The 23,377-nt window shown below is 39.9% G+C and carries 19 protein-coding genes and 8 tRNA genes; 14 read left to right on the top strand and 13 right to left on the bottom strand.

All coding sequences use genetic code 11. From position 1 onward, the window contains the following. Nucleotide 1 precedes the first annotated feature (1 nt). Together cysA and cysM are read left to right on the top strand one after the other, a co-directional pair. Entirely contained in the window at nt 2-1,090 is a 1,089-nt protein-coding gene (gene cysA, locus ACHB7C_RS11065; RefSeq protein WP_042844604.1) for a sulfate/thiosulfate ABC transporter ATP-binding protein CysA, read from the top strand. Nucleotides 1,091-1,468: 378 nt separating this feature from the next. After that, complete coding sequence (gene cysM, locus ACHB7C_RS11060) at nt 1,469-2,353, top strand: cysteine synthase CysM (RefSeq protein ID WP_042844602.1); 885 nt, start codon at nt 1,469-1,471, stop codon at nt 2,351-2,353. An 81-nt stretch (nt 2,354-2,434) separates the two neighbouring features. On the opposite strand, the gene crr is transcribed toward cysM, so the two are convergent. The 5 genes from crr to cysZ form a co-directional block, all read right to left on the bottom strand. Further along, nucleotides 2,435-2,944 (bottom strand): PTS glucose transporter subunit IIA, encoded by a 510-nt coding sequence (gene crr, locus ACHB7C_RS11055; protein WP_004264878.1) that lies wholly within the window; start codon nt 2,942-2,944, stop codon nt 2,435-2,437. A gap of 48 nt (nt 2,945-2,992) precedes the next feature. Next, entirely contained in the window at nt 2,993-4,720 is a 1,728-nt protein-coding gene (gene ptsI / locus ACHB7C_RS11050; protein ID WP_042844601.1) for a phosphoenolpyruvate-protein phosphotransferase PtsI, read from the bottom strand. A 142-nt stretch (nt 4,721-4,862) separates the two neighbouring features. After that, nucleotides 4,863-5,120: a phosphocarrier protein Hpr gene (gene ptsH, locus ACHB7C_RS11045; protein ID WP_004264876.1), complete on the bottom strand. Its 258-nt coding sequence runs from the start codon at nt 5,118-5,120 to the stop codon at nt 4,863-4,865. Between the two features lie 353 nt (nt 5,121-5,473). Beyond that, nucleotides 5,474-6,427: a cysteine synthase A gene (cysK, locus tag ACHB7C_RS11040; RefSeq protein ID WP_048607831.1), complete on the bottom strand. Its 954-nt coding sequence runs from the start codon at nt 6,425-6,427 to the stop codon at nt 5,474-5,476. Between the two features lie 244 nt (nt 6,428-6,671). Further along, nucleotides 6,672-7,436: a sulfate transporter CysZ gene (cysZ, locus tag ACHB7C_RS11035; RefSeq protein WP_042844599.1), complete on the bottom strand. Its 765-nt coding sequence runs from the start codon at nt 7,434-7,436 to the stop codon at nt 6,672-6,674. Nucleotides 7,437-7,654: 218 nt separating this feature from the next. Between cysZ and zipA the strand changes: the two genes are divergently transcribed. The 4 genes from zipA (at nt 7,655) to ACHB7C_RS11015 (ending at nt 12,536) form a co-directional block, all read left to right on the top strand. Then, entirely contained in the window at nt 7,655-8,650 is a 996-nt protein-coding gene (gene zipA, locus ACHB7C_RS11030; RefSeq protein WP_048607828.1) for a cell division protein ZipA, read from the top strand. Nucleotides 8,651-8,709: 59 nt separating this feature from the next. After that, entirely contained in the window at nt 8,710-10,725 is a 2,016-nt protein-coding gene (gene ligA, locus ACHB7C_RS11025) for an NAD-dependent DNA ligase LigA (protein WP_048607826.1), read from the top strand. 277 nt (nt 10,726-11,002) lie between these two features. Further along, a complete protein-coding gene (locus ACHB7C_RS11020; protein WP_042844596.1) occupies nt 11,003-12,187 on the top strand; it encodes a NupC/NupG family nucleoside CNT transporter in 1,185 nt (394 codons plus the stop codon). Between the two features lie 133 nt (nt 12,188-12,320). Continuing rightward, the gene (locus ACHB7C_RS11015; RefSeq protein WP_042844595.1) at nt 12,321-12,536 is read left to right on the top strand and encodes a DUF3820 family protein; all 216 of its coding nucleotides are present in this window, start codon (nt 12,321-12,323) and stop codon (nt 12,534-12,536) included. Nucleotides 12,537-12,546: 10 nt separating this feature from the next. Here ACHB7C_RS11015 and ACHB7C_RS11010 read toward each other — a convergent pair whose 3' ends face one another. Continuing rightward, complete coding sequence (locus ACHB7C_RS11010) at nt 12,547-12,963, bottom strand: MarR family winged helix-turn-helix transcriptional regulator (RefSeq protein WP_042844593.1); 417 nt, start codon at nt 12,961-12,963, stop codon at nt 12,547-12,549. A 123-nt stretch (nt 12,964-13,086) separates the two neighbouring features. On the opposite strand from ACHB7C_RS11010, the gene ACHB7C_RS11005 reads away from it, so the two are divergent. Next, nucleotides 13,087-13,839: an SDR family NAD(P)-dependent oxidoreductase gene (locus ACHB7C_RS11005; protein ID WP_210831736.1), complete on the top strand. Its 753-nt coding sequence runs from the start codon at nt 13,087-13,089 to the stop codon at nt 13,837-13,839. 120 nt (nt 13,840-13,959) lie between these two features. Here ACHB7C_RS11005 and ACHB7C_RS11000 read toward each other — a convergent pair. From ACHB7C_RS11000 to gltX, 3 genes are all read right to left on the bottom strand, one after another. Further along, nucleotides 13,960-14,035 (bottom strand) — tRNA-Ala (locus ACHB7C_RS11000). 49 nt (nt 14,036-14,084) lie between these two features. Further along, a tRNA-Ala gene (locus tag ACHB7C_RS10995) sits at nt 14,085-14,160 on the bottom strand. A 364-nt stretch (nt 14,161-14,524) separates the two neighbouring features. After that, a complete protein-coding gene (gene gltX, locus ACHB7C_RS10990; protein ID WP_166686145.1) occupies nt 14,525-15,946 on the bottom strand; it encodes a glutamate--tRNA ligase in 1,422 nt (473 codons plus the stop codon). 428 nt (nt 15,947-16,374) lie between these two features. Here gltX and ACHB7C_RS10985 point away from each other — a divergent pair. The 7 genes from ACHB7C_RS10985 (at nt 16,375) to ACHB7C_RS10955 (ending at nt 18,720) form a co-directional block, all read left to right on the top strand. Further along, nucleotides 16,375-16,450 (top strand) — tRNA-Val (locus tag ACHB7C_RS10985). A gap of 25 nt (nt 16,451-16,475) precedes the next feature. Further along, nucleotides 16,476-16,551 (top strand) — tRNA-Val (locus tag ACHB7C_RS10980). Between the two features lie 34 nt (nt 16,552-16,585). After that, a tRNA-Val gene (locus tag ACHB7C_RS10975) sits at nt 16,586-16,661 on the top strand. A gap of 38 nt (nt 16,662-16,699) precedes the next feature. After that, a tRNA-Lys gene (locus ACHB7C_RS10970) sits at nt 16,700-16,775 on the top strand. A 34-nt stretch (nt 16,776-16,809) separates the two neighbouring features. After that, nucleotides 16,810-16,885: transfer RNA gene (locus ACHB7C_RS10965), tRNA-Lys, on the top strand. A 34-nt stretch (nt 16,886-16,919) separates the two neighbouring features. Beyond that, nucleotides 16,920-16,995: transfer RNA gene (locus ACHB7C_RS10960), tRNA-Lys, on the top strand. A 1,431-nt stretch (nt 16,996-18,426) separates the two neighbouring features. Beyond that, nucleotides 18,427-18,720: a helix-turn-helix domain-containing protein gene (locus ACHB7C_RS10955; protein ID WP_042844586.1), complete on the top strand. Its 294-nt coding sequence runs from the start codon at nt 18,427-18,429 to the stop codon at nt 18,718-18,720. Nucleotides 18,721-19,044: 324 nt separating this feature from the next. On the opposite strand, the gene ACHB7C_RS10950 is transcribed toward ACHB7C_RS10955, so the two are convergent. Genes ACHB7C_RS10950 through ACHB7C_RS10935 form a run of 4 tightly spaced genes read right to left on the bottom strand, consistent with a single transcriptional unit; the run spans nt 19,045 to nt 23,316 of the window. Beyond that, a complete protein-coding gene (locus tag ACHB7C_RS10950; RefSeq protein ID WP_042844584.1) occupies nt 19,045-19,713 on the bottom strand; it encodes a methionine ABC transporter permease in 669 nt (222 codons plus the stop codon). After that, nucleotides 19,710-20,723: a methionine ABC transporter ATP-binding protein gene (locus tag ACHB7C_RS10945; protein WP_048607576.1), complete on the bottom strand. Its 1,014-nt coding sequence runs from the start codon at nt 20,721-20,723 to the stop codon at nt 19,710-19,712. The genes ACHB7C_RS10950 and ACHB7C_RS10945 overlap by 4 nt, the downstream gene beginning before the upstream one ends. Nucleotides 20,724-20,726: 3 nt before the next feature. Then, nucleotides 20,727-22,187, bottom strand: a complete 1,461-nt coding sequence (locus tag ACHB7C_RS10940; protein ID WP_166685210.1) for an FAD/NAD(P)-binding protein — start codon at nt 22,185-22,187, stop codon at nt 20,727-20,729. 4 nt (nt 22,188-22,191) lie between these two features. Further along, the gene (locus ACHB7C_RS10935) at nt 22,192-23,316 is read right to left on the bottom strand and encodes an alkylhydroperoxidase domain protein (protein ID WP_166685209.1); all 1,125 of its coding nucleotides are present in this window, start codon (nt 23,314-23,316) and stop codon (nt 22,192-22,194) included. Nucleotides 23,317-23,377 lie beyond the last annotated feature (61 nt).

The following is a 23,377-nucleotide window of genomic DNA, read 5'->3' as shown; positions in this document are numbered from 1 at the left end:
CATGAGTATTGAAATTGAAAAAATCGGTAAGTTATTTGGGAAAACCCAAGTACTCAACGGTATTTCACTGGATATTGCATCGGGTGAGATGGTGGCACTATTGGGGCCTTCTGGTTCAGGTAAAACAACGCTATTAAGGATAATCGCAGGGCTTGAGCAACAAAGTTACGGTACTTTGCGTTTCCACGGCCAAGATGTCAGTAAAATACATGCAAAGGATAGGCATGTAGGTTTTGTTTTTCAGCATTATGCATTATTTCGTCATATGACGGTATTTGATAATGTCGCTTTTGGCTTAACAGTTCTACCGCGTAAGCAGCGACCATCCACACAAGCTATCAAACAAAAAGCTATGCAACTATTGGAGATGGTGCAATTATCTCACTTGGCTTCCCGTTATCCTGCACAGCTCTCTGGTGGGCAAAAGCAACGTGTAGCTTTAGCACGTGCACTGGCGGTTGACCCGCAAATTTTATTGCTTGATGAGCCTTTTGGAGCTCTTGATGCGCAAGTTCGTGTTGAGCTACGCCGCTGGCTACGTCAATTACATGACGAGTTAAAATTTACTAGTGTGTTTGTCACTCATGATCAGGAAGAAGCCATGGAAGTGGCAGATAGGGTCGTCGTTATGAGTGAAGGGCATATTGAGCAGGTTGGGACGCCAAGTGCTATTTGGCAGAGCCCTGAGACTCGCTTTGTTCTTGAGTTTATGGGGGAAGTTAACCAAATCTCAGCACAAATCAGGGGGTCAATGCTCAATATCGGCGGTTATGAATTTTCGCTTAATCATAGCAGTGCTCATCAAGGAGAGGTCGATGTATTTCTTAGGCCTTGGGAAATATCATTACAACCTGAAGTGGATGAACAACACCGTTTACCTGTTAGGGTAACAGAATCTGGTCCAAGAGGTCATTTTTGGCAATTAACAGTTCAACCATTAGGGTGGGGAAATGACCCAATATCTGTTGTTTGGCAGTCCGCAGCAACAATACCGACACGGGGTGAACGTTACTTTTTAGGTAGCAAGCAGGTTAAAATTTACCAAGGAAACACGGAGTTATTATTTCCTCAATTAGCGGAAAGTGCATGAATATAAATTGTTATTGTTGATAGCATTTATATAAATAGATAATAAATGCTATTTATTTTTATGACATCTTAAGTATCTCTCTTTTCTGTTGTTGGGCTATTTATGAATAGTATTTAGCCCAACAATCACGTCGCTTTTTCCTGTAATTTATTGATATTTATATGTATTATTTTGTTTTTTTTCTGTTAAATATAACTGGTAATCATATAAACTTATAGTAATATATTATATCAATTAGCTATATCAATAATGGTAATAAAGATAATCTATTTTTCTAATATTAATGTGAATAGATTTCATTTTTCACGCGCTAATATTGGAGTAATATCTTATTTCTATTTGCTCCTATCTATAAATAAAAATTATAAGGATGGTAAAGTGTCAACTCTGGAACAGTTTATCGGTAATACACCTTTAGTAAAACTTCAGCGCTTGGTTCAAGGGGTTAATGCTGAAATTTGGGTTAAGCTAGAAGGTAATAACCCTGCGGGTTCAGTGAAAGATAGGGCTGCCTATTCGATGATCAAAGAAGCTGAAGAACGAGGGGAAATTAAACCTGGGGATACGCTTATTGAAGCGACGAGCGGCAATACAGGGATAGCACTAGCGATGATAGCTGCACTAAAAGGCTATAAACTAAAATTACTGATGCCAGATAACATGAGTAAAGAGCGCCAAGCATCTATGCAAGCGTATGGTGCGGAGCTTATTTTAGTGAGTACCGCAGTGGGAATGGAAGGTGCTCGAGATCTCGCTAAAGAAATGGCGCTCAGGGGGGAAGGGACTGTATTAGACCAATTTAATAACCCAGATAACCCATTAGCTCATTTTAAAACAACCGGCCCAGAAATTTGGCGGCAGACACAGGGGAGGGTCACCCATTTTGTCTCTAGCATGGGAACAACAGGGACTATCACAGGGGTCAGCCGTTATTTAAAATCCCAATCAACCGATGTACAGATTGTTGGGTTGCAGCCCGCAGAAAAAAGCCAAATCCCAGGGATCAGACGTTGGTCGCCGGGGTATCTTCCCGGTATTTTTGATGATTCATTAGTTGACAGTGTATTAGATATCAACCAACAAGAAGCCGAAGAAACCATGAGGGCTTTGGCAAAAATTGAGGGGATATTCTGTGGTGTCAGTTCTGGTGGAGCAGTAGCAGGGGCTTTAAAAGTAGCAAAAGAGAACCCAGGTGCGGTGATTGTTGCGGTAATTTGTGACCGAGGAGACCGTTATTTATCGACTGGGGTATTTAACCAGTAAGGTTAACTCAGGCTAAGAACGAGTAAAGCCATCAGGCAAGGGCCTGACGGCTTTGTCTAGCGAATAGAGCGGATAGCTAGGCTATTTCTTTATACGCATGATAACTGTTTCACCAACGGTCACTGAACCCGTTAGTTTATTCAGTTCTTTAATTTCATCCATGTTAGAAATAACAACAGGAGTGAGAACCGATTTGGCTTTTTCTTCTAGCAGTGCTAAATCGAATTCGATGATTAAATCACCTTTCTTGACGGTTTGGCCTTCTTCAGCGATACGTTTGAAACCTTCGCCTTTGAGTTCAACTGTATCAATTCCGAAGTGAACAAATAGCTCTATACCATCATCTGATTCAATAGAAAATGCATGGTTAGTTTCAAAGATTTTACCAATTGTACCATCTACAGGAGCGACAATTTTATTCCCTGCTGGTTTAATCGCAATACCATCACCAACAATCTTTTCTGCGAATACAACATCTGGAACATCTTCAATATTGACAATCTCACCAGATAAAGGGGCGATAATTTCAATACTACCACTGCTACTTTTGTCTTCCGAAACGAGTGATTTCAGTTTGTCAAACAGACCCATGGACCTTCTCCTAATCGTTTTATATGGGACCGAACTAATGTGCTGTTCCTAGCATAACGTTTTTTCTTGGATAAAGGTATCTACAAGTTTCATCAATTCATCTGCTGTTGGTTGAGCAAGTGCTTGTTCAGCCAGAGCCTGAGTATCAACAAAGTTCGCATTGCGAATTAATTTTTTGATACGTGGAATTGATATTGCGCTCATACTAAATTCATCCAGCCCCATGCCAAGTAGCAATAAGGTTGCACGCTCATCTCCTGCGAGTTCCCCGCACATCCCTGTCCATTTACCTTCTGCATGTGATGCATCAATCACTTGCTTAATTAAGTTTAGGACAGCTGGTGACATTGGGTTGTAAAGATGAGAAATCAGTTCATTACCACGGTCAACCGCTAAAGTGTATTGAGTTAGATCGTTCGTCCCAATACTAAAGAAATCAACTTCTTTTGCCAAATGACGAGCAATAACTGCTGCTGCTGGTGTTTCCACCATAACACCAACTTCAATTGCTTCATCAAAGGCTTTGCCTTCTTCGCGTAATTGAGCTTTTAGTATCTCAAGTTCTGCTTTTAGTTCACGAACTTCTTCAACGGAAATGACCATTGGGAACATAATACGCAGTTTACCAAATTTAGACGCTCTTAAAATAGCTCTTAATTGTGAGTGTAGAATTTCTTTGCGGTCAAGACAAATACGAATTGCACGCCAACCAAGGAAAGGGTTTTCTTCTTTTGGCAAATTCATATACGGCAGGTCTTTATCACCACCAATATCCATTGTACGAACAATAACAGCTTGGCTGCCCATTGACTCTGCAACGGCTTTATATGCTTGGAATTGTTCTTCTTCGCTTGGGAATGAATCCCTATCCATAAATAAAAATTCGGTACGATAGAGGCCAACACCTTCTGCACCATTACGTTCAGCCCCTGCGACATCACGTACAGTACCAATATTTGCACAGACTTCAACTTGATGTCCATCAAGTGTGATTGCTGGCAAATCTTTTAATTTTGCGAGCTCTTCTTTTTCTTGCAGATATTCATCACGGAAAGCTTTTAACTTATCAACTTCAGCTTCTGATGGGTTTAAGTAGATAGTGTTATTTACACCATCTAATACGATAAAATCACCATTTTTAATTTTACTGGTTGCATCACTTGTGCCGACAATAGCAGGCAACTCAAGAGAACGAGCCATAATTGAGGTGTGTGATGTACGACCACCTAAATCGGTGATAAAACCCAGAACTTTATCTAAGTTCAGTTGTGCGGTTTCGGAAGGCGTTAAATCAGCAGCAACCAAAATCACTTCTTTGTCGATAGCGCTTAAATCAACAATTGGAATATTTAAAATATTTTTTAGTAGGCGCTTACCGATATCGCGTACATCGGCAGCACGTTCTTTCAGATACTCATCATCTAGGGACTCAAGTGCTTGGGCTTGGTCTTCAATAACGGAATAGGCGGCAGCATCAGCCGTTTTTTTGTCGCCTTTAATCAAAGAGATTATTTCTTGTTCAAGCTCTTCATCTTCTAGCAGCATAATATGACCTTCAAAAATCTCAGCTTTTTCGGCTCCAAGATTTTTTTCGGCTTTCTCTTTAATTAAAGTGAGTTGTTCGGCTGATTTGTTACGACCCTCAATAAAGCGTGCAATTTCTTTATCTGCCTGATCGTCAGCAATCTTTTTTGTGCTAACAACGATAGGATCTTCTTTGAGGATTAAAGCCTGACCAAAAGCAAAACCCGGGGATACTAAAATTCCTGAAATCATAATATTACCTTACTGCTGCTAGTGCTAGGAGTTCTGATATTGCAGAGACCGCTATGGTTATACCGATTATATAAATATCCCCGAATGATATCATTCAGGGACAGCGAATGAGATCGGTAAGACGTTTCTCTTGCGTGCGAAATTATTCTAATTCGCCCATCAGTTTAACTAAATGTTCAACGGCTTCTTTCTCATCTTCACCTTCAGCGGAAATGGTGACCACTGTACCTTGAGTTAAACCCAAAGTTTGTAATTTGAACAGGCTTTTTGCGCTAGCGGATTTGCCGCCAGAAATCAAAGAAATATCAGAAGAGAATGCTTTTGCTTCTTTCACAAATTGAGCTGCAGGACGAGTATGTAGACCATTTGGTGCCGTAATAGTGACTTCTTGCTGGAACATAGTATTTCCTCAATAACTTTAGTTTTTTTAATTACCCAGCCTATTGTAGATGAAATAGACTAGGTTTGCGTATAGTTAGATTATTAACTTGCAAAAAGGTTTCCTACTTTGTGCGGTATCAACCCTTTTTCAGTTTTTGCCTCTGAAGTTATGTTTTTTTAGCCACTTTGCAACTACCAGATGTTTGCGGTGGAGGTGACTAAAAAGTGATTAATTTCGAGGTGCAAAATAATTACTATGTTTAATACTAAACCCCGAATTAGAAATCATCTCCATCCGTGCTAAACTTTGATCTGCACCACAAAAAAAGCACCTTTAAGGTGCTTTTTTAACGAATTTGCAACGAAATTATGTTAGTCAGCAGAAATGTCAGCAAACAGAACAGTTGATAAATAACGCTCACCTGATGAAGGTAAAATTACGACTATATTTTTGCCTTTATATGCAGGGTCTGCAGCAATTTTTGTTGCGGCTGCGATGGCAGCGCCTGATGAAATACCCGCAAGGATACCTTCTTTTTCCATTAATTCACGGGCTGTTTTAACTGCCTCATCATCACTGATTTGAATGACTTTATCGAGTAGTTTTAGGTCTAAGTTACCGGGGATGAAACCAGCACCAATACCTTGAATTTTATGAGGCCCTGGCTTAATTTCTTCACCTGCCAATGCTTGGGTGATAACTGGGGAAGTTTCAGGCTCAACAGCAACGATGGTAACTTCTTTGCCTTTGGTATTTTTTAGATACTTTGCAATCCCTGTGATAGTACCGCCTGTTCCGACGCCCGCAACGACGACATCAACATTACCGTCGGTATCTTCCCAAATTTCAGGGCCGGTTGTTTTTTCGTGAATTTCAGGGTTGGCAGGGTTGTTAAATTGCTGAAGTAAAAGGTACTTTTTAGGGTTACTATTGACAATTTCTTCAGCTTTAGCAATGGCGCCTTTCATGCCTTTTGCACCCTCAGTAAGGACAAGGTTAGCCCCTAAGGCTTTGAGCAATTTACGGCGCTCGATACTCATGGTTTCTGGCATTGTAAGGGTCAATTTATACCCCCTAGCCGCGGCAACATAAGCAAGAGCAATCCCAGTATTACCACTCGTTGGTTCCACTAACTCTTTATCTTTATTTAGGATACCTTTTTTCTCCGCATCCCAAATCATGTTAGCGCCAATACGGCACTTTACACTGAAACTTGGGTTGCGTGATTCCACTTTTGCTAAAATATTACCATTACCAAAATGCTTTAAACGCACAAGAGGAGTGTGTCCAATGGTCAACGAATTATCTTCATAGATTTTGCTCATGGGATATCCTTAAAAATCGGTTAGCGAGTAAAATTGTGTCACTCAGTCAAGACAAAAAATAATATGAATTCAACATACGTGAACAACGAATTAATGCAAATATGATTTGAATATAAGCTTATAACAAAATGCTATTTTAGATCTAATTGTTCTAAGAATGAAATTAAAGCAAAAAATTGATGGTGTGAATGTGTGTGTTGGCATGCGCAGGCGATGAAGCCTGCGCTTATCGGTTAGAAAATACTTAGTAACGGGCGTAACGTCCGCGATACCTATCAACCCACATGAGTGTCGCGCCGCAGACAGCAACAGGCATGATGACTAAATTTACGAAAGGTAGCATCATGAGTAAACTGATGACGCCACCAAATTGAATATTTCTCATGCGTTCTTTCGCAAGCGCTTGTTTCATTTCACTAAAGCCAACGCGATGGTTATCAAATGGGTAATCACAATATTGAATTGACATCATCCAAGCCCCAAATAGGAACCACAAAACAGGTGCTATGGTTTGGCCAATACCCGGAATAAAAAATAAAATCAATAAACCAAGTGCGCGGGGTAAATAATAACCAATACGCACAAACTCACGTTTTATCATGCGTGGAACATCTTTTAGTAGTTCCGCCATTCCTGTGTCAGGAGCGGGTTTCCCTGTCAGTTCGGCTTCTAGTTTTTCAGATAACCAACCATTAAATGGGGCTGCAATAATATTTGCAATGGTACTGAAAAAATAGGTAAAAACTAATAAGATAGAAATCACCGCTAATGGAAAAAACACATAATCAAGCCATTGTAGCCAACTCGGAATATAACTCATCACTTGGTCTATCCAGCCGCCAAGCTTAGTGTATAACCACCAAAAAGCACCTCCTAAGAAAATAATATTTGCTAATAAGGGCAAAATGACAAAGCGTTTAATACCAGGACGTGTAACTAGTCGCCACCCTTGTGTAAAATAATAAAAGCCAGAATGGTCTTTTTGTGGCGAAAATGTCGATTGGGTCATACTTCTTGTTCTCTCCTTTTCGGTTGACTATGTATCATATAGGTATGAAACTAGGCTGACTAGCCATTATTTGCTTAAAAAAGCAGCAAACGAAAGCGGAATATTCTCTTTCTTGTAAGAAAATCGTTCTGAGGGTTGCACTTAGAGCAATTGAGAAATAATCTTAAGGTAGTTTCCGCCGTGTTGGCATAATCATTCATCAACTAGAGATAACAGCGATGCAGGATTTGCGTCTGATATTAGTGGTCGTAGGTGCGATAGCCATTGTCGCTTTATTACTGCATGGTTTATGGACCAGCCGTAAAGAGCGGTCAACGTTATTTCGCGACAGACCGGTAAAACGTCGAAAAAGCGAAACGCAGGATAAATCATCTGAGTATGATGATTCTGTATTATTTACTGAGGACAAACCCACTCAGCAGGGGGCGATTCAACCCGCAGTAGCAGACCCACTTGATTCAGCAAAAAATGAATCTCAAGTTGAGCCAAACATACGGCCAGTAGCTCCGGTTGAGCCTGAACCTAAATTGGCGGCGGCTTCTGAACATCTGGCTAATGAAGAACCTGTGGTGGCTGTACGCACTGAACCCTCTCATGCTCCAGAGCAATTGACTATCAATATGAATGATGAGTCAGTTACTGAGCCACAAGTTAGCACCCAACCTGTGCGGCCTACTGCGATTGAGCCACACATTGATTCAAATAACCTGAAAGAAGAGCCACAGTCGATACAACATGAACAAACAACGGCGAACACTGAAACGAAAGCTGAGCCGCAGGAAGATTCTGCTACAACAAATAGCAAGGAGACAGTTTTGGTACTTCATGTAGCAGCTCATCATGGGCAAGAGCTACAAGGTGAAGTATTATTGCAAAGCATCCTTCAAGCAGGGTTCCAGTTTGGTGAAATGAAAATATTCCACCGTCATGTCAACCCGTCGGGTACTGGGCCTGTATTATTTAGTTTAGCCAATATGGTTAAACCAGGTTCCTTTGATCCTGAAACGATGTCTGATTTCACAACTCCGGGTGTTTCCATGTTTATGATGGTGCCATCTTATGGTGATGCAGGGCAGAATTTCAAATTGATGTTACAAGCCGCTCAGCGTATCGCATCCGATGCGGGTGGTGTTGTGCTTGATGATGAGCGCAAGATGCTCACACCTCAAAAAATAGAGGTGTACCACGCGCGGATCAGAAGCACGTTAAACTAAATAATCGTTTTATAAAGGCCCCCTTAACTGGGGGTTTTTTATCTTTAATGAGTGTGATCATGACTACCAAGCAAGAAATAGACCAATTAAAAAAACAGTTACGTCATCATGAATATCAGTACCATGTATTAGACGCACCCGAAATTCCAGATGTTGAATACGATAAACTTATGCAACGTCTGAAAAGTATAGAAGAGGCACATCCAGAGCTTATTACGAGTGATTCGCCAACTCAGCGGGTTGGTGCTGCGCCTTTATCGGCGTTTGAAACGGTTCGCCATGAAATTCCAATGCTGTCATTAGATAATGTTTTTGATGAAGCGAGTTATTTAGCTTTTGATAAACGTGTTAGAGACCGCTTAAAAAACCATGAAGAGCTTACATTCTGTTGCGAATTAAAGCTTGATGGGCTAGCAGTTAGTTTATTGTATGAAAATGGTGAGCTAGTACAGGCTGCGACGCGTGGAGATGGGACGGTTGGTGAAAATATTACTGCCAACGTACGGACCATCCGAGCTATCCCCTTGCGTTTGACTGGGGATAATATCCCAGATCGAGTGGAGATCCGTGGTGAAGTCTTTATGCCACAAAAAGGGTTTGAAGCATTGAATGAAGAAGCGCGTAGGACAGATGGCAAAGTATTCGCAAATCCGCGTAATGCCGCAGCGGGCTCTTTACGTCAACTTGACCCACGCATTACAGCGAAAAGGCCATTAACTTTCTATTGCTATGGTGTTGGGGTTGTTGAGGGAGAAACATTACCTGATACCCATTATGGGCGTTTGATGCAGTTTAAAGCGTGGGGTTTGCCTGTTAGTGACTATGTTCAATTGTGTGTTGGCTCGCAAGCTGTATTAGATTTTTATCGCGAAATAGAACAAGCTCGACCAAGCCTTGGTTTTGACATCGATGGCGTTGTTATCAAGGTCAACTCAATTGCTATTCAAGAGGAATTAGGCTTTGTTTCACGAGCGCCACGTTGGGCTACGGCATTTAAATTTCCAGCTCAGGAACAAATAACTCAATTGAAAGACGTTGAGTTCCAAGTCGGGCGTACTGGGGCTATTACGCCCGTTGCGCGTCTTGAACCTGTGCAAGTTGCCGGGGTGATCGTGAGCAATGCGACGCTACATAATGCCGATGAAATTGAACGTCTTGGGGTTCACATTGGTGATACCGTTATTATCCGCCGTGCAGGGGATGTGATCCCGCAAATTGTCAGTGTCGTGGTTGAAAAACGTCCTGTTAATAGCCGTGAAATCGTGTTTCCAACCCATTGCCCTGTTTGTGGCTCTGATATTGAACGCATTGAAGGCGAAGCCGTAGCGCGTTGTACTGGGGGGTTGATTTGTGGCGCACAGCGCAAAGAGGCTTTAAAACACTTTGTTTCTCGTCGTGCCATGGATGTTGATGGCATGGGGGATAAAATTATCGATCAACTGGTTGAAAAAGAATATGTCAAAACGCCAGCTGACCTTTATCAATTGAGTGCAGGTATTTTAACTGGTTTAGACCGTATGGGGCCTAAATCAGCTCAAAACTTAGTCACTGCACTAGAAAAATCGAAACAAACAACACTGGCACGTTTTATTTATGCATTAGGTATTCGCGAAGTTGGAGAAGCTACTGCGGCTAATCTTGCAGCGCATTATGCAACATTAGAAGCGGTAATGTGTGCAGACGAAGAGTCACTGAAAACTGTTCAAGATATCGGTCATGTGGTGGCGAAACATGTCGTGAATTTCTTCCGCGAAGAACATAACCAAGCCGTTATTAACGACCTGATTACTAAGGCTAATATTCACTGGCCAGAAGTGAAGGTCGTGAACAGTGCTGAAATTGATAGTCCATTTGCTGGCAAAACAGTGGTATTAACTGGGTCAATGAGTGTATTAACCCGCGATGAAGCAAAAGACAAGCTGGTCGCTTTAGGTGCAAAGGTGGCTGGAAGTGTTTCTAAGAAAACGGATATGGTGATTGCAGGGGAAGCGGCAGGTTCTAAATTAGTGAAAGCGAATGAATTGGGTATTCAGGTTATAGATGAAAATGAGTTAATACGTTTGCTGAATATTTAATGGTGAACTATATTCAATCTAATTTTGTTGCTTACAAGGTGGTAAGCAACAAAATAATACTTAGGTCGTTGTAAGCCTTAACTTAAATTTTCATTAAGATTTCTGTGCAAAAAAAGTGATTACAGGGTTTTGTTATAGTTGAAACGTGACCGCCTTCTTCTTTTTGCAAAATACACCTAGTAAGCTTTCATATTAATGTGACCACCGTCTCATTTAAATGTTGTCTATTACATAGAATATGCACATAGACTGATTCTTAAATTTGTTGGAGTCGCATATGACCTCGATCCTGCATTTCGTTTTATCCTTAGTAGTAATTGCTGCTCTTGCAATTTTAGCAAGTAGTAACCGTAGCGCGATTCGCCCCCGCTATGTTATTCAACTCCTTGTTATTCAAATTGCGTTGGCTTACCTTTTCTTAAAATCTAATATCGGCGAATCTTTTGTAATGGGTGTAGCAGGGGTGTTTACTCACTTGCTAGGCTATGCAGCGGAAGGGACGAAATTTATTTTTGGCGGCATGATTGAGGGCAATTTAGCGTTCTTTTTCTTACAAGTCTTGTGTCCAATCATCTTTATTTCTGCATTAATTGGTATTTTACAACACGTCAAAATTTTACCTATCGTGATCCGCATTATCGGTACTGTATTATCGAAAGTGAACGGTATGGGGAAATTAGAGTCATTTAACGCAGTAAGCTCATTATTGTTAGGGCAGTCAGAGAACTTTATCGCGTATAAAGACCAACTCAATAGAATGTCAGAGCGCAGAATGTACACCATGGCGGCAACCGCAATGTCTACTGTATCAATGTCTATCGTTGGTGCTTATATGACCATGTTGGAACCTCGCTTTGTGGTCGCGGCATTAGTGCTTAATATGTTTGGTACTTTCGTTGTTTTATCATTAATTAACCCGTACCCACCAGAAGGTGAAGAAGACATCCAAATGAGCAATTTGCATGAAGGGCAAAGCTTTTTTGAAATGTTAGGCGAATATATCCTTGCTGGGTTTAAAGTCGCAATTATAGTATCAGCTATGTTGATTGGTTTTATTGCCCTAATTGCGATGGTTAATGGTATTTTCTCTGCAGTATTCGGCGTTGATTTCCAAACGATGTTAGGTTACGTGTTTTATCCATTTGCTTGGGTCCTTGGTATTCCTGCGGATGAAGCTTTACAAGTTGGCGGCATCATGGCAGTTAAGATGGTCACGAATGAGTTTGTCGCAATGGATGGCTTACAAGCGATTGCTGGTGGCTTATCAGAACGTTCTGTCGGTATCTTATCGGTGTTCTTAGTCTCTTTTGCTAACTTTTCATCTATCGGTATTATTGCTGGTGCAATTAAAGGGTTAGATGAAAAACAAGGTAATACAGTAGCACGCTTTGGTTTGAAACTATTATACGGTTCAACATTAGTGAGCTTCCTATCGGCAGCTGTTGTTGGCTTAGTTTTGTAATCAATAAAAAAGTGTTAAATTGGCAAAACGGCGTTCAAATGAGCGCCGTTTTGCTTTCATATAAAAAAGAAAACTGTTAAAAGAACAGATAAAACGCAGTCAAAGACACAACACTAAAAATGTAAGAGAACAAATGGAAAAACAAGATCTCATCGACATAGCAAATACCTATATGCCGTTTGGTAAGTACAAGGGGCGTGTGCTAATAGATTTGCCAGAGGAATATTTACTTTGGTTCTATAAGAAAGGAGAGTTCCCTGCGGGGCGTTTAGGGCAATTAATGGAAATGACCTTAGGGTTAAAAATTGAAGGGCTTGAAGGCCTTGTGAAGCCACTTAAACGCAGTTAAGCAGCTAAGGCTATTTGTGGCTTAGGGAATCAGTAATTTTCTTACTCAAATTAATAAACAGTTCTTGCTCTTGTTGAGTTAATACTGTTTTAACCTTTAAGGCATTTTCAGCACGGCCAGTGGCTGCACGTTGTAAGAAATCATGCCCTTTTCTTGTTAAGTGGGTGATCAGTTCCCGCTTATCTTCTTCAGATTGATACTGTTCAACAAAATCATAGGATTTTAGGACTCGAAGAAATTTCGATAAATTTTGGCGGGAAAGTCCAAGGGATTGGCTTAATTGGCTCGGCGTCAAATCACCTTTAAGCCTTAATATTTCTAGTACATCATATTGGCCCCAAGTTATTTGCTCGGGGGTAAAACTCGCTCTGCGAGCCACTAATGTACATTGTAATAATGAAAGCGCATCTTCAAGAGCATCTGACATAAAAAATGTTCCTTAATATTCAATCACTCAAGTATACATTGACTTTTTAGATAAAACGATACATTGATTAACTAAAGTTAATTGTTTATAGTTAACTTTGGTTAATCATAATTGAGGTGCATCATGGGGAAATTTAACGACCGAATAGCGCTTATTACGGGCGCATCAACAGGCGTTGGCTTTGGTATTGCTCAGAAATTACATTTCCTCGGAGCGACTGTTGTTATAACAGGGCGCAATCAGCTTACATTAACACAAGCTGCGAAAGAAATAGATCCAACGGGTCAACGCATCAGCACTATCAAAATGGATGTTGCAAATGCGCAAGATTTCAAAGCAACGATTGAAAAAATTGAGCAGCAGTACGGTGCTTTGCATTATCTGGTGAATAATGCGGGTATCACTGGCCCACATGGTGTCAATGTAGAGGATTACCCATTAAAGGCTTGGCATGATGTGGTTGCAACAGATATCACGGGGACGTTCCATGGTTTAAAATATAGCATCCCTAGTATTTTGCGTAGTGGAGGCGGAGCGATTGTCAATTTATCTGCTTGTAATGGGGTGACAGGGATCGCAGGGATTGCACCTTATACGGCGGCAAAACATGCAGTGTTAGGGCTTACGCGCTCTGTGGCGTTAGAGAATGCGCAAAAAGGTATTCGTATTAATGCTGTTGGCCCAGGTTATGTACAAACGCCTAATATTGAGAGGTTACCGCAAGCAACTCAGGAATGGATGTCTTCAACACACCCAATGGGTAGGATGGCGACAAGGGAAGAAATTGCTAATGTGGTCGCCTTTTTATTATCAGATGAAAGCAGCTTTATGACAGGCGCATTTATTCCTATTGATGGCGGTTATACAGCACAATAATGTAGTAAGTATTAAATATAGTGGAGTGCAAATGAGGTAAAAAGTAAATTGATGTTTTACGACATTAATGAAAAAACAAGCGATGTTAGTAAGAAGAAACGAGTAATCAGAGGAAATTATTGGTGGAGCTAAGCGGGATCGAACCGCTGACCTCTTGCATGCCATGCAAGCGCTCTCCCAGCTGAGCTATAGCCCCAATAGAATAATTTTGATGTTGTATTAATGCCACCTAACAGGGAATTAGATGGTGGAGCTAAGCGGGATCGAACCGCTGACCTCTTGCATGCCATGCAAGCGCTCTCCCAGCTGAGCTATAGCCCCAAATACAATTCTTTTGGACGTTGGGATGATATTCAAGGCTAGGGGGAGTGTCAATCAAATAATGGTGTTTTGACACTGACTGCTTAAATATAAAGCAAACATCAGTTAATTCAAATGATTGAAGTGGCTAATTGGCACGGTTAGGTTGCAGTTATGATTTAAAGCGCTTGATGAGATAGGCGGCTTTTCCTTATTTCCGCTAGGCTAATTTTTTATTTAAGAGCTTTGAGCGTAATGGTAGAGCACCTAGATTAAATTGATTGGTATGGGTGGGTTAAGTCATTTTTTATATGACATGAATACATATCTAAATAAAAGCCCCATGCCTAATAAATAACATGGAGCTTTTAAACTTTAGTTTTTATTATTGTGCGCTTGCTTCGCGTTCACTAATAAAGGAGAGTGCTTTGTCAATACGAGCGATAGAGCGTGCTTGGCCAATTGCATGAACAGTAACATCAAGGCCTGGTGATTGGCCTGCACCTGTTACAGCGACACGTAAAGGCATTCCCACTTTCCCCATACCGACTTCAAGTTGCTCAGCGGTAGCTTCAATCGCTTTATGGACATTTTCAGCATTCCAGTCGGTGATTGCAGCCAGTTTGTCTTTAACTACTTCTAATGGTTGACGAGCGACAGGGCGTAGGTGTTTTTTCGCCGCATCGGCATCAAACTCTTCAAAATCTTGATAGAAATAATGACAAGATTCGGCTATTTCTTTTAGGGTCTTGCAACGTTCACCCAATAGCTTAATTAAATCAACTAACTGAGGACCTGTACTCGTGTCGATATTTTGCTGTTCAATATGCCATGCAAGGTAAGTCGCTACTTCTTCAGCAGGTAGTGTGTTGATATAGTGATGGTTTAACCACAGCAGTTTATCTGTATTAAACGCACTTGCTGATTTGCTGATCGCATCTAGAGTAAAATACTCTTTCATTTCATCAACAGTAAAAATTTCTTGATCCCCATGGGACCAACCTAGGCGAACTAAGTAATTTAATAGTGCTTGAGGTAAATAACCATCATCACGATATTGCATAACACTTACTGCACCATGGCGTTTTGATAATTTTTTACCGTCATCACCTAAAATCATTGAAACGTGTGCATATTCTGGAACTGGTGCACCTAATGCTTTTAGGATGTTGATTTGGCGAGGCGTGTTATTGATATGGTCTTCACCGCGGATCACGTGAGTGATTTCCATATCCCAGTCATCAATAACTACACAGAAGTTATAAGTTGGTGAACCATCTGTACGGCGAATGATTAAATCATCGAGTTCTTGGTTGCTAAATTCAATTGGCCCACGAATCCTATCATCAAAAATTACAGAACCCTCTTGTGGGTTACGGAAACGAACAACGTGAGGTTCATCAGGAGTGTGGTTATGAGCGTGATCACGGCAGCAACCGTCATAGCGAGGTTTTTCATTGTTTGCCATTTGCTGTTCACGTAACGCTTCTAAACGCTCTTTTGAGCAGTAACAGCGATATGCAGTACCTGCATCTAACATTTGGTCAATGACAGCATTGTATCGGTCGAAACGCTTAGTTTGATAATAAGGACCCTCATCCCAATTTAAATTCAACCAGTTCATACCGTCCATAATGGCATCGATAGCTTCCTGAGTTGAGCGTTCTAAGTCGGTGTCTTCAATACGCAGGACAAATTCGCCCTGATTGTGGCGACTAAATAACCAGGAATACAGAGCAGTACGAGCACCACCAACGTGTAAATAGCCAGTTGGGCTAGGTGCAAAACGGGTTTTGATTTTACTCATCGAGATTGCCTTAATTGCAAAACATTGTTTTTGAATTGCTTATTTGCTCGCTAGCCAATCGAAGAACTGAAACAAGACATCATTAAATAGGGTTTGTGCAGGACGTTCTGGCTAGTGATATTTATAAGCATTGCTAAAATGTGACTCTATTCTATCATCCTGTAGTGATTCCTCAATCAAGTTATCAAAATAGAAGGAAAGAAAATGATTATTTTGCCGATAAAAATAAAAATAAATGTGGAGGAAAACAATTTTCACTTTTTTGAGCGATAAAATAAGGGTGAAATATATAGGTAATTGATTAAAAAGGCAGCTTTTATGGCGAATATTGAAACATCTTGATTATTTTTGCAACGAACGAAAAAAATCTATTGAAAAATCGTTGACTCAGAACTCAGTATCCCTATAATGCACCTCCATCGACGACGGGGCGATTAGCTCAGTTGGTAGAGCACCTCCCTTACAAGGAGGGGGTCAGTGGTTCGAGCCCGCTATCGCCCACCACCGTTGACGATGAAAATAAATAATTGGGCGATTAGCTCAGTTGGTAGAGCACCTCCCTTACAAGGAGGGGGTCAGTGGTTCGAGCCCGCTATCGCCCACCAATTATTTATGAAAATGTGGAATAAGTCATGAAGTGGGCGATTAGCTCAGTTGGTAGAGCACCTCCCTTACAAGGAGGGGGTCAGTGGTTCGAGCCCGCTATCGCCCACCACTTCATTTGTTACTCGCATTAAAAATACGAAATTAGATGGGTCGTTAGCTCAGTCGGTAGAGCAGTTGACTTTTAATCAATTGGTCGCAGGTTCGAATCCTGCACGACCCACCATCTAAAAGAAACAAACAATTCAAGCAGTTCAGATGGGTCGTTAGCTCAGTCGGTAGAGCAGTTGACTTTTAATCAATTGGTCGCAGGTTCGAATCCTGCACGACCCACCATCTAAAAGAAACAAACAATTCAAGCAATTCAGATGGGTCGTTAGCTCAGTCGGTAGAGCAGTTGACTTTTAATCAATTGGTCGCAGGTTCGAATCCTGCACGACCCACCATCTCAACAGCAGCGCAAGCCAATTCACCGCCCCGTAAATACTCAGTCGCCAATTCATACCTCGGCAAGCTGGTTGCAGGTTCAGGCCGCAGGCTAAATTCGTAGAATTTAAATCCTGCACGACCCACCATCTTAACAGCAATTCAAGCCAATTCACCGCCCCGTAAATACTCAGTCGCCAATTCATACCTCGGCAAGCTGGTTGTAGGTTCAGGCCGTAGGCTAAATTCGTAGAATTTAAATCCTGCACGACCCACCATCTCAACAGCAATTCAAGCCAATTCACCGCCCCGTAAATACTCAGTCGCTAAGCAGTACTTTGATCTTGAAGATAGCGGTTATGGAATAAAACCGGCATCTGCAATGTTTATTCACCATACATAAGATAAACTTGTTGAAATGTAGGTGAACATTGAAACAGTATTTTTGCATGGTTAGAGACAATATCTTAAAAATTACATAACCATTTGATGTAAAGTCATAATTGTATTTTTTATCTGGAGAGGTTGGCAATAATGATAGATAATCTGATAGGCTTAAATAAGCATTGGTTAATTAAAATAATAGTATTGTAGTAACATAAGGTGGGATATCGAGTTTCACTATCTGTCTTAATTATGCAATAATGCAATGATATTATCATCTGAAGTTAAACTCTGTTTGAGTGTTATTTTTTGATATTTAATTCCAACCATGCTCTTGAGACGATAAAAATAACAATATTAAATTTAGATTATCAATTAGCATTATTTATTCATAATTTTGTGATGTTCATCAAGTAAAGTGAATAATAAACTTTTTTAACGTTAAGGTTTTGTTATCTTGATAGTTATGATTTGGTAGATATTTACCTTGCTGCTTTAAAAATTTAGCATTTTGGTTAATTGTAACAGAATGGTGCTTTTTGTAACTCATTGATGTTTAATATTACCAAATAGTTTTAGAGGTAAAATTTATTGTTTTTACTATTTTTTACATAAAACTAGCAAATATGCTCATATTTTCACTTCCAAGTGCCTGTACTACTTTAATATCATTAATAATGTTACAGTGTTAAATTATTCTGTTTATTTCCTTTATTTTCAGGTTATACATCGGTGTGAAGGGTTTTTTTTAGATTAATATTCTGATATCAGCCAAGTGACTGAAGGGGATAGGCATAAACCGACGAGTCCTGATCATTATAATTGATTGATATTACAATATTTTATTGTTACTTTAAGAGTGTGAAATGATTTGTTACATAGTTGCAATGTCATTTTAAGACTAGTTGAAAGTAATTAGAAGGCTAGTATATCATTCTTTCCGATATTGGCTGAGTCGTCTTTAGCTTTATCAAAGTTACACAAATTAAATAAAGATAAAAATAAAAAATGCAGTTAACTATCTGCAGACTTTTATTTCATTAATATAAATTGAAGCGAGAATGTTTATGAATACAAAATATCCTGTCGCTTGTGCAGTTGGACAAAAAATTAAAGCACTAAGAAAAGCTCAAGGTTATACGGTTTTTCAGTTAGCCAAAGAGATAGATATCAGTGAGCAGCAATTATTTCGTTACGAGCGTGGCGTTAATCGTATTGACATAGATTGTCTTGTTCGCGTACTAAAAATATTAGACGTCAATATGGGTGAATTCTTTAGTGAAATACTACAAGATGACGAACATATAGATGAGAGAAGGGACACAAAAGGATTTGATGATTCAATCTATACTCTTGTATGATACAAATAATTATTTTGTCTCAAAATGAAACTTAATTTAATTTTTATTCTTAATTGTTTCAATTAAGAACATAAATTAATGCACTGATGTGCGTATTTCAAAAAGAGTATAATTATATTATTTATCTCTCATATCGAATGATATTAAAAATAAAAGCCCGAGTTGGGCTTTTATTTTATTATTATATAAATACGGGACTAAACTATTTAACTTAATAATAGATAAATAATAAATAACACTGATTCATAGATAATGCTGGATGAGTTAATTACTAACTGACCGGTAATATATACTTGCTTCCAGTGTTATCTGTATTATCTATAGTTAATGATATCGTGCTTTTTTAGCTAAATAATCACCAATAAATTGCATACTTTGTACAATGATTATCAATGTAACAACCGTTATGGCCATTGCTACATTATCAAATCTTTGATAACCATAATTTAGCGCTAAGTCACCCACACCACCGCCACCGACGGCCCCTGCCATTGCAGTTGCTCCAACTAAAGTAATGCTTGCAGCTGTTAGACTAAGGATCAGCGATGATTTTGCTTCAGGTAAAATAAAATGCCAAACAATTTGCCAATTAGTTGCTCCCATAGAGTCTGCTGCTTCAATAATTCCTGAATGTACACTTAGCAATGAATTTTCGACTAAGCGAGCGGTATAGGGGGCGATAAAAATGACTAAAGGTACTATTGCTGCTGTTGTCCCTATTGATGTGCCTACCATAAAACGCGTTAATGGGATCATTGCGACCAATAAAATAATAAAAGGTAATGAGCGAATGACATTGATAATTGGGTTTACAATCCGATAAATGGATTTATTTTCCCAAATACCTCCAGGCCGAGTCACTACGAGCAATATTCCTAACAAAATACCGAATACGGCTCCTAAAATGAGGGCAACACTGACCATAGTAAATGTTTCGGACATGGCGAGTAGAAACTGTTTACTTGTTAAAGCTGTTTCGAATAATGGTGTCATAATGCCCCCTTATTGACTGCGACCCCTCGATGACGAAGAAACAAAATTGCGTCATTGATTTTTTCTTTGTCACCAATAATTTGTACAAACATACTCCCTAGTACTACACCGCTGATTTCTTTCATGTTGGCAAACAGGATATTGATTTTGACGATATTTTTCAGTATCAACTCATTCACAACAGGCTCTTGAGCGGAAGCCCCTAAAAACTCTAATCGGTAGACATCTTGTTGATGTTCTAAATTATGGAGAACACGTTCGGGGATCTCCTGATTCAAAACGGTTCCAACAAATTTTTGTGTTGTCAGATGTTGTGGGTTTGCAAAAATATCGAGCACTGTACCTTCTTCGACAATTTTGCCTGATTCCATAACCGCAACGCGGTTACAAACTTGTTCGATAACCTCCATTTCATGGGTGACAAGCAAAATTGTAATATTTTGCTCTTGGTTAATTTTCTTTAGTAATTGAAGAATTGAACGGGTTGTTTGTGGGTCGAGTGCTGAGGTCGCTTCATCACATAATAAGATTTGTGGGTTATTGATGAGTGCTCGGGCAATACCAACGCGTTGTTTTTGCCCGCCAGATAACTGCCCCGGGTATTGGTTTTTCTTATCGCTAAGCTCTACAAATTCAAGAATATTATCAATTCGACGATTGATTTCTTGTTTATCGACGCCTGAGAGTAACAGAGGCATAGCAATATTTTGTGCGACAGTTTTAGTTTCTAATAAATTGAAATGCTGAAAAATCATACCAATACTTTTTTTATGCGCACGTATCTCAGCAGGGGTATGGTGCGCAATATTTTGCTCATTAATAATGATGGCGCCATTAGTAGGTTTTTCTAATTGATTAACTAAGCGGATAAGGGAGCTTTTACCTGCGCCGCTATAACCAATAAAACCAAAGATGTCCCCTTGATTGATATGCAAATTAATACCTTGCAATGCAACTAAAGATTGCCCATCTTTTTCATATATCTTCTGTACATCTTGAAAGGTAATCATAATTTACTCCACATTATCAGTTAGTTGTATACGCTCTGATTGAGGAGAGGAAGCTCGCCATTCATCACCTAATAATTCAGCCTCTTGGCTCATTTTGACTAATTCAAGATGTTGTTCGCGATGCGCAAGATATAATTTTGCGGCAATATGCCCAGCCAATCGCTCAGCGCCGACATTAGTACCAGGAATTAAACCAATAACAGGTCCCATACTGAGTGACGCTGATAAATTAAAGCAATATAACTGATTGATTTTATGGTTATCATTACTATTTTTAGCGACTAATTCAAAGTGATTGCCTAAATAAGGGTGTGATGCTAACTCTGAATTTTGCTCATTAGCAGGGGGAATGAAAACATCTCCCCATGTTTTAATCAGAGGAGTGAGTCGGTTGAAAGCGCTATTTTTAGACCAATTTATACGATAGCCAGTTGCTAAAATTAGATAATCTACGGTGTATTTGCCACTCGTTGTGGTGATATCTAACTTTTTATTATTCAACTCAACAAAGTTAACTTCAGTATTAAAGTTGAAATAAGCATTTTTATGGCGAGATACGCGTAGTGTACTACCATGTGGAGCGGGCGTTTTTGCTTTAGCGACATAGTCAGCATAGTGCCATTTTTGTGCATCGGTAAAATAGCTATAGGCGTTAGTAAAACCTGGACTACCAGCTACTTTACCTCGGTTTACGCGTGGCATATCACTTGCTCGAATTAAAATCTCGACCGAGTTAGCGCCATTTTCCAATGCGGTCGCAGAGCTGTCCATTGCGCCTGCGCTATAGCCGACAACACCAATATCTAGCCCCTTAAAACGGCGATAATCGGAGCCTGCGTATGAATGCTCCCAATAAGCGGTAGGAATATTATCCATAAAACTGGGGATATTAGCTTCGCTAAATGATTCCATTCCTGTCGCCAAGATGACATGTAACGCTTGATAAGTGACTTTGCCCTCAGGCGTATCAAATATTAATTCGCGGTAATCATTAGTTGGTAAAATATCAATTAATTGATACTGATTTAGGACATAAGGTTCTGTCATGGTTCTAAACCATTGTAGATATTCCCCCCATTGTAAACGAGGGATCTTATCGAGTTCTTCCCATTTTTGGACACCGAATTGCGCTTTAAACCAAGCTTGAAAGGTTAAAGATGGAGAAGCTAAGGCTGGGCCAACAACATGTTTTGGAGAGCGTAGTGTTTCCATCAACGCAGGTGTTTGCCATGGGCCTTCTTTTCTAATGGGAGCCTGATCAAAAACGATAGCTTCAATACCCTGTAACTTAAGTGCAAACGCCGCGGTAATCCCTGACATACCAGCACCAATAATAGCCACATCAACTTGTGTTTTATGTTTATTATTTCCTGATAACGACCAGGAGTTAATAGGTAAATTTAGATATTGCAGATCTTGTTTTACTTGTGCCTCTAATGCATCTAAGCCGATAGGTAATGCCATTTAATTACTCCTTACCTTCTGTAATTTCAAATGGTTCACCTAAGGACAGCATGAGACGGTTTGCCCACGAAAAGAAAGCACTAGATTGAATCAGATCAAGCAATTCAAGTTCGGATAAACCGAGTTTTCGTAGGGTTTCAATTTGCTGCGTATCTGCTTGAATTGGTGTTGCAGACAAAAATGCGGCTAAATCCGTGATCGCGGTTAATCTTTCATCAAAACCTTCGGCAAGTATTGAGCCTGGCGCTGTCGATAATAGTTTTTCAACGTCGGGACGGCGTGCCTTAGCATATTGGCTTGCTTTTCGTGCATGAACGGAAGCACAGTAAATGCAGCCATTGACTTTACTCACAACAGCGGCAGCAAATTCCCGCTCCCAACGAGGAAGGCCATCCGTTGTGTAAAATACTCCGCGGTCAACTAATGTGCGTAATTCTAAAATTTTGCTTTGGTGAGCAAGTAGTAAAAAATATTCTGAATTTAATTGGCCGAATTTTTTCATGGTTTGTGCTTCTTCGGCGGATAAAGAGTCTGGCAGCCTTGCCGATAGCCATGGTTCCCAACCTAAATTGTCTTGAGTAAAAGCTGTTGGTGATGGCCGGCCTTGCTGAGTTATTGGTTGTTGATTCCATTTACCAGCCACAACTTTATTTGGGTGAGTTGTACTATCGCTATTACCAGAAAGTAACAATATGCCCTCAATGAGGCGGGCTTGGTAAGTGACATAAGTCACTAACTGCGCCAGTAAAATAATGTCATGCTCGCCCCAACCATGTTCAATTAATGGTTCAATTAAATGGTAATTTGTCTCTTTAGGTGATTGAGTTAATATTTGTAGATATTCTTTAGCGGCCTGAAAAGGGAGGGAATGAGTTATTTCTGGCACAGACCCAGCTAACTTAAAATAGAATTTCGCAAGGCGTGGGCTGCCCGTTAGTTCAGCGACTTGATAAGCAAAATAATATTTCACATCATTTGAAAGCAAAGTAGATGGCACAGAAAAAATAGCATTGAAACAAGCTTGAGTATTATCTGTTGCTGCTGCGCGCTCTTCGCGAATTTTAGCTAAATTGGAGTCTGGTGTTAAATCAGTCAGGTAATTAATTAAATCATCATTGAAAACAGTCATAAAGTAACTCACTTTTTTTAAACGTTTTTTTATCTCCTTTATTACATATCAAGCTCATCAT

Source organism: Providencia sp. 2024EL-00732, from assembly GCF_044006275.1.
Taxonomy (GTDB): Bacteria; Pseudomonadota; Gammaproteobacteria; order Enterobacterales; family Enterobacteriaceae; genus Providencia; species Providencia huashanensis.
This window is presented reverse-complemented; position numbering and strand designations above follow the sequence as displayed.

Excerpts from the sequence above, each read along its gene's own strand:
- cysA (WP_042844604.1), top strand. The coding sequence starts at position 2 with ATGAGTATTGAAATTGAAAAAATCGGTAAGTTATTTGGGAAAACCCAA.
- crr (WP_004264878.1), bottom strand. The coding sequence starts at position 2,944 with ATGGGTCTGTTTGACAAACTGAAATCACTCGTTTCGGAAGACAAAAGT.
- ptsI (WP_042844601.1), bottom strand. The coding sequence starts at position 4,720 with ATGATTTCAGGAATTTTAGTATCCCCGGGTTTTGCTTTTGGTCAGGCT.
- ptsH (WP_004264876.1), bottom strand. The coding sequence starts at position 5,120 with ATGTTCCAGCAAGAAGTCACTATTACGGCACCAAATGGTCTACATACT.
- cysK (WP_048607831.1), bottom strand. The coding sequence starts at position 6,427 with ATGAGCAAAATCTATGAAGATAATTCGTTGACCATTGGACACACTCCT.
- cysZ (WP_042844599.1), bottom strand. The coding sequence starts at position 7,436 with ATGACCCAATCGACATTTTCGCCACAAAAAGACCATTCTGGCTTTTAT.
- zipA (WP_048607828.1), top strand. The coding sequence starts at position 7,655 with ATGCAGGATTTGCGTCTGATATTAGTGGTCGTAGGTGCGATAGCCATT.
- ligA (WP_048607826.1), top strand. The coding sequence starts at position 8,710 with ATGACTACCAAGCAAGAAATAGACCAATTAAAAAAACAGTTACGTCAT.
- ACHB7C_RS11020 (WP_042844596.1), top strand. The coding sequence starts at position 11,003 with ATGACCTCGATCCTGCATTTCGTTTTATCCTTAGTAGTAATTGCTGCT.
- ACHB7C_RS11015 (WP_042844595.1), top strand. The coding sequence starts at position 12,321 with ATGGAAAAACAAGATCTCATCGACATAGCAAATACCTATATGCCGTTT.
- ACHB7C_RS11010 (WP_042844593.1), bottom strand. The coding sequence starts at position 12,963 with ATGTCAGATGCTCTTGAAGATGCGCTTTCATTATTACAATGTACATTA.
- ACHB7C_RS11005 (WP_210831736.1), top strand. The coding sequence starts at position 13,087 with ATGGGGAAATTTAACGACCGAATAGCGCTTATTACGGGCGCATCAACA.
- gltX (WP_166686145.1), bottom strand. The coding sequence starts at position 15,946 with ATGAGTAAAATCAAAACCCGTTTTGCACCTAGCCCAACTGGCTATTTA.
- ACHB7C_RS10955 (WP_042844586.1), top strand. The coding sequence starts at position 18,427 with ATGAATACAAAATATCCTGTCGCTTGTGCAGTTGGACAAAAAATTAAA.
- ACHB7C_RS10950 (WP_042844584.1), bottom strand. The coding sequence starts at position 19,713 with ATGACACCATTATTCGAAACAGCTTTAACAAGTAAACAGTTTCTACTC.
- ACHB7C_RS10945 (WP_048607576.1), bottom strand. The coding sequence starts at position 20,723 with ATGATTACCTTTCAAGATGTACAGAAGATATATGAAAAAGATGGGCAA.
- ACHB7C_RS10940 (WP_166685210.1), bottom strand. The coding sequence starts at position 22,187 with ATGGCATTACCTATCGGCTTAGATGCATTAGAGGCACAAGTAAAACAA.
- ACHB7C_RS10935 (WP_166685209.1), bottom strand. The coding sequence starts at position 23,316 with ATGACTGTTTTCAATGATGATTTAATTAATTACCTGACTGATTTAACA.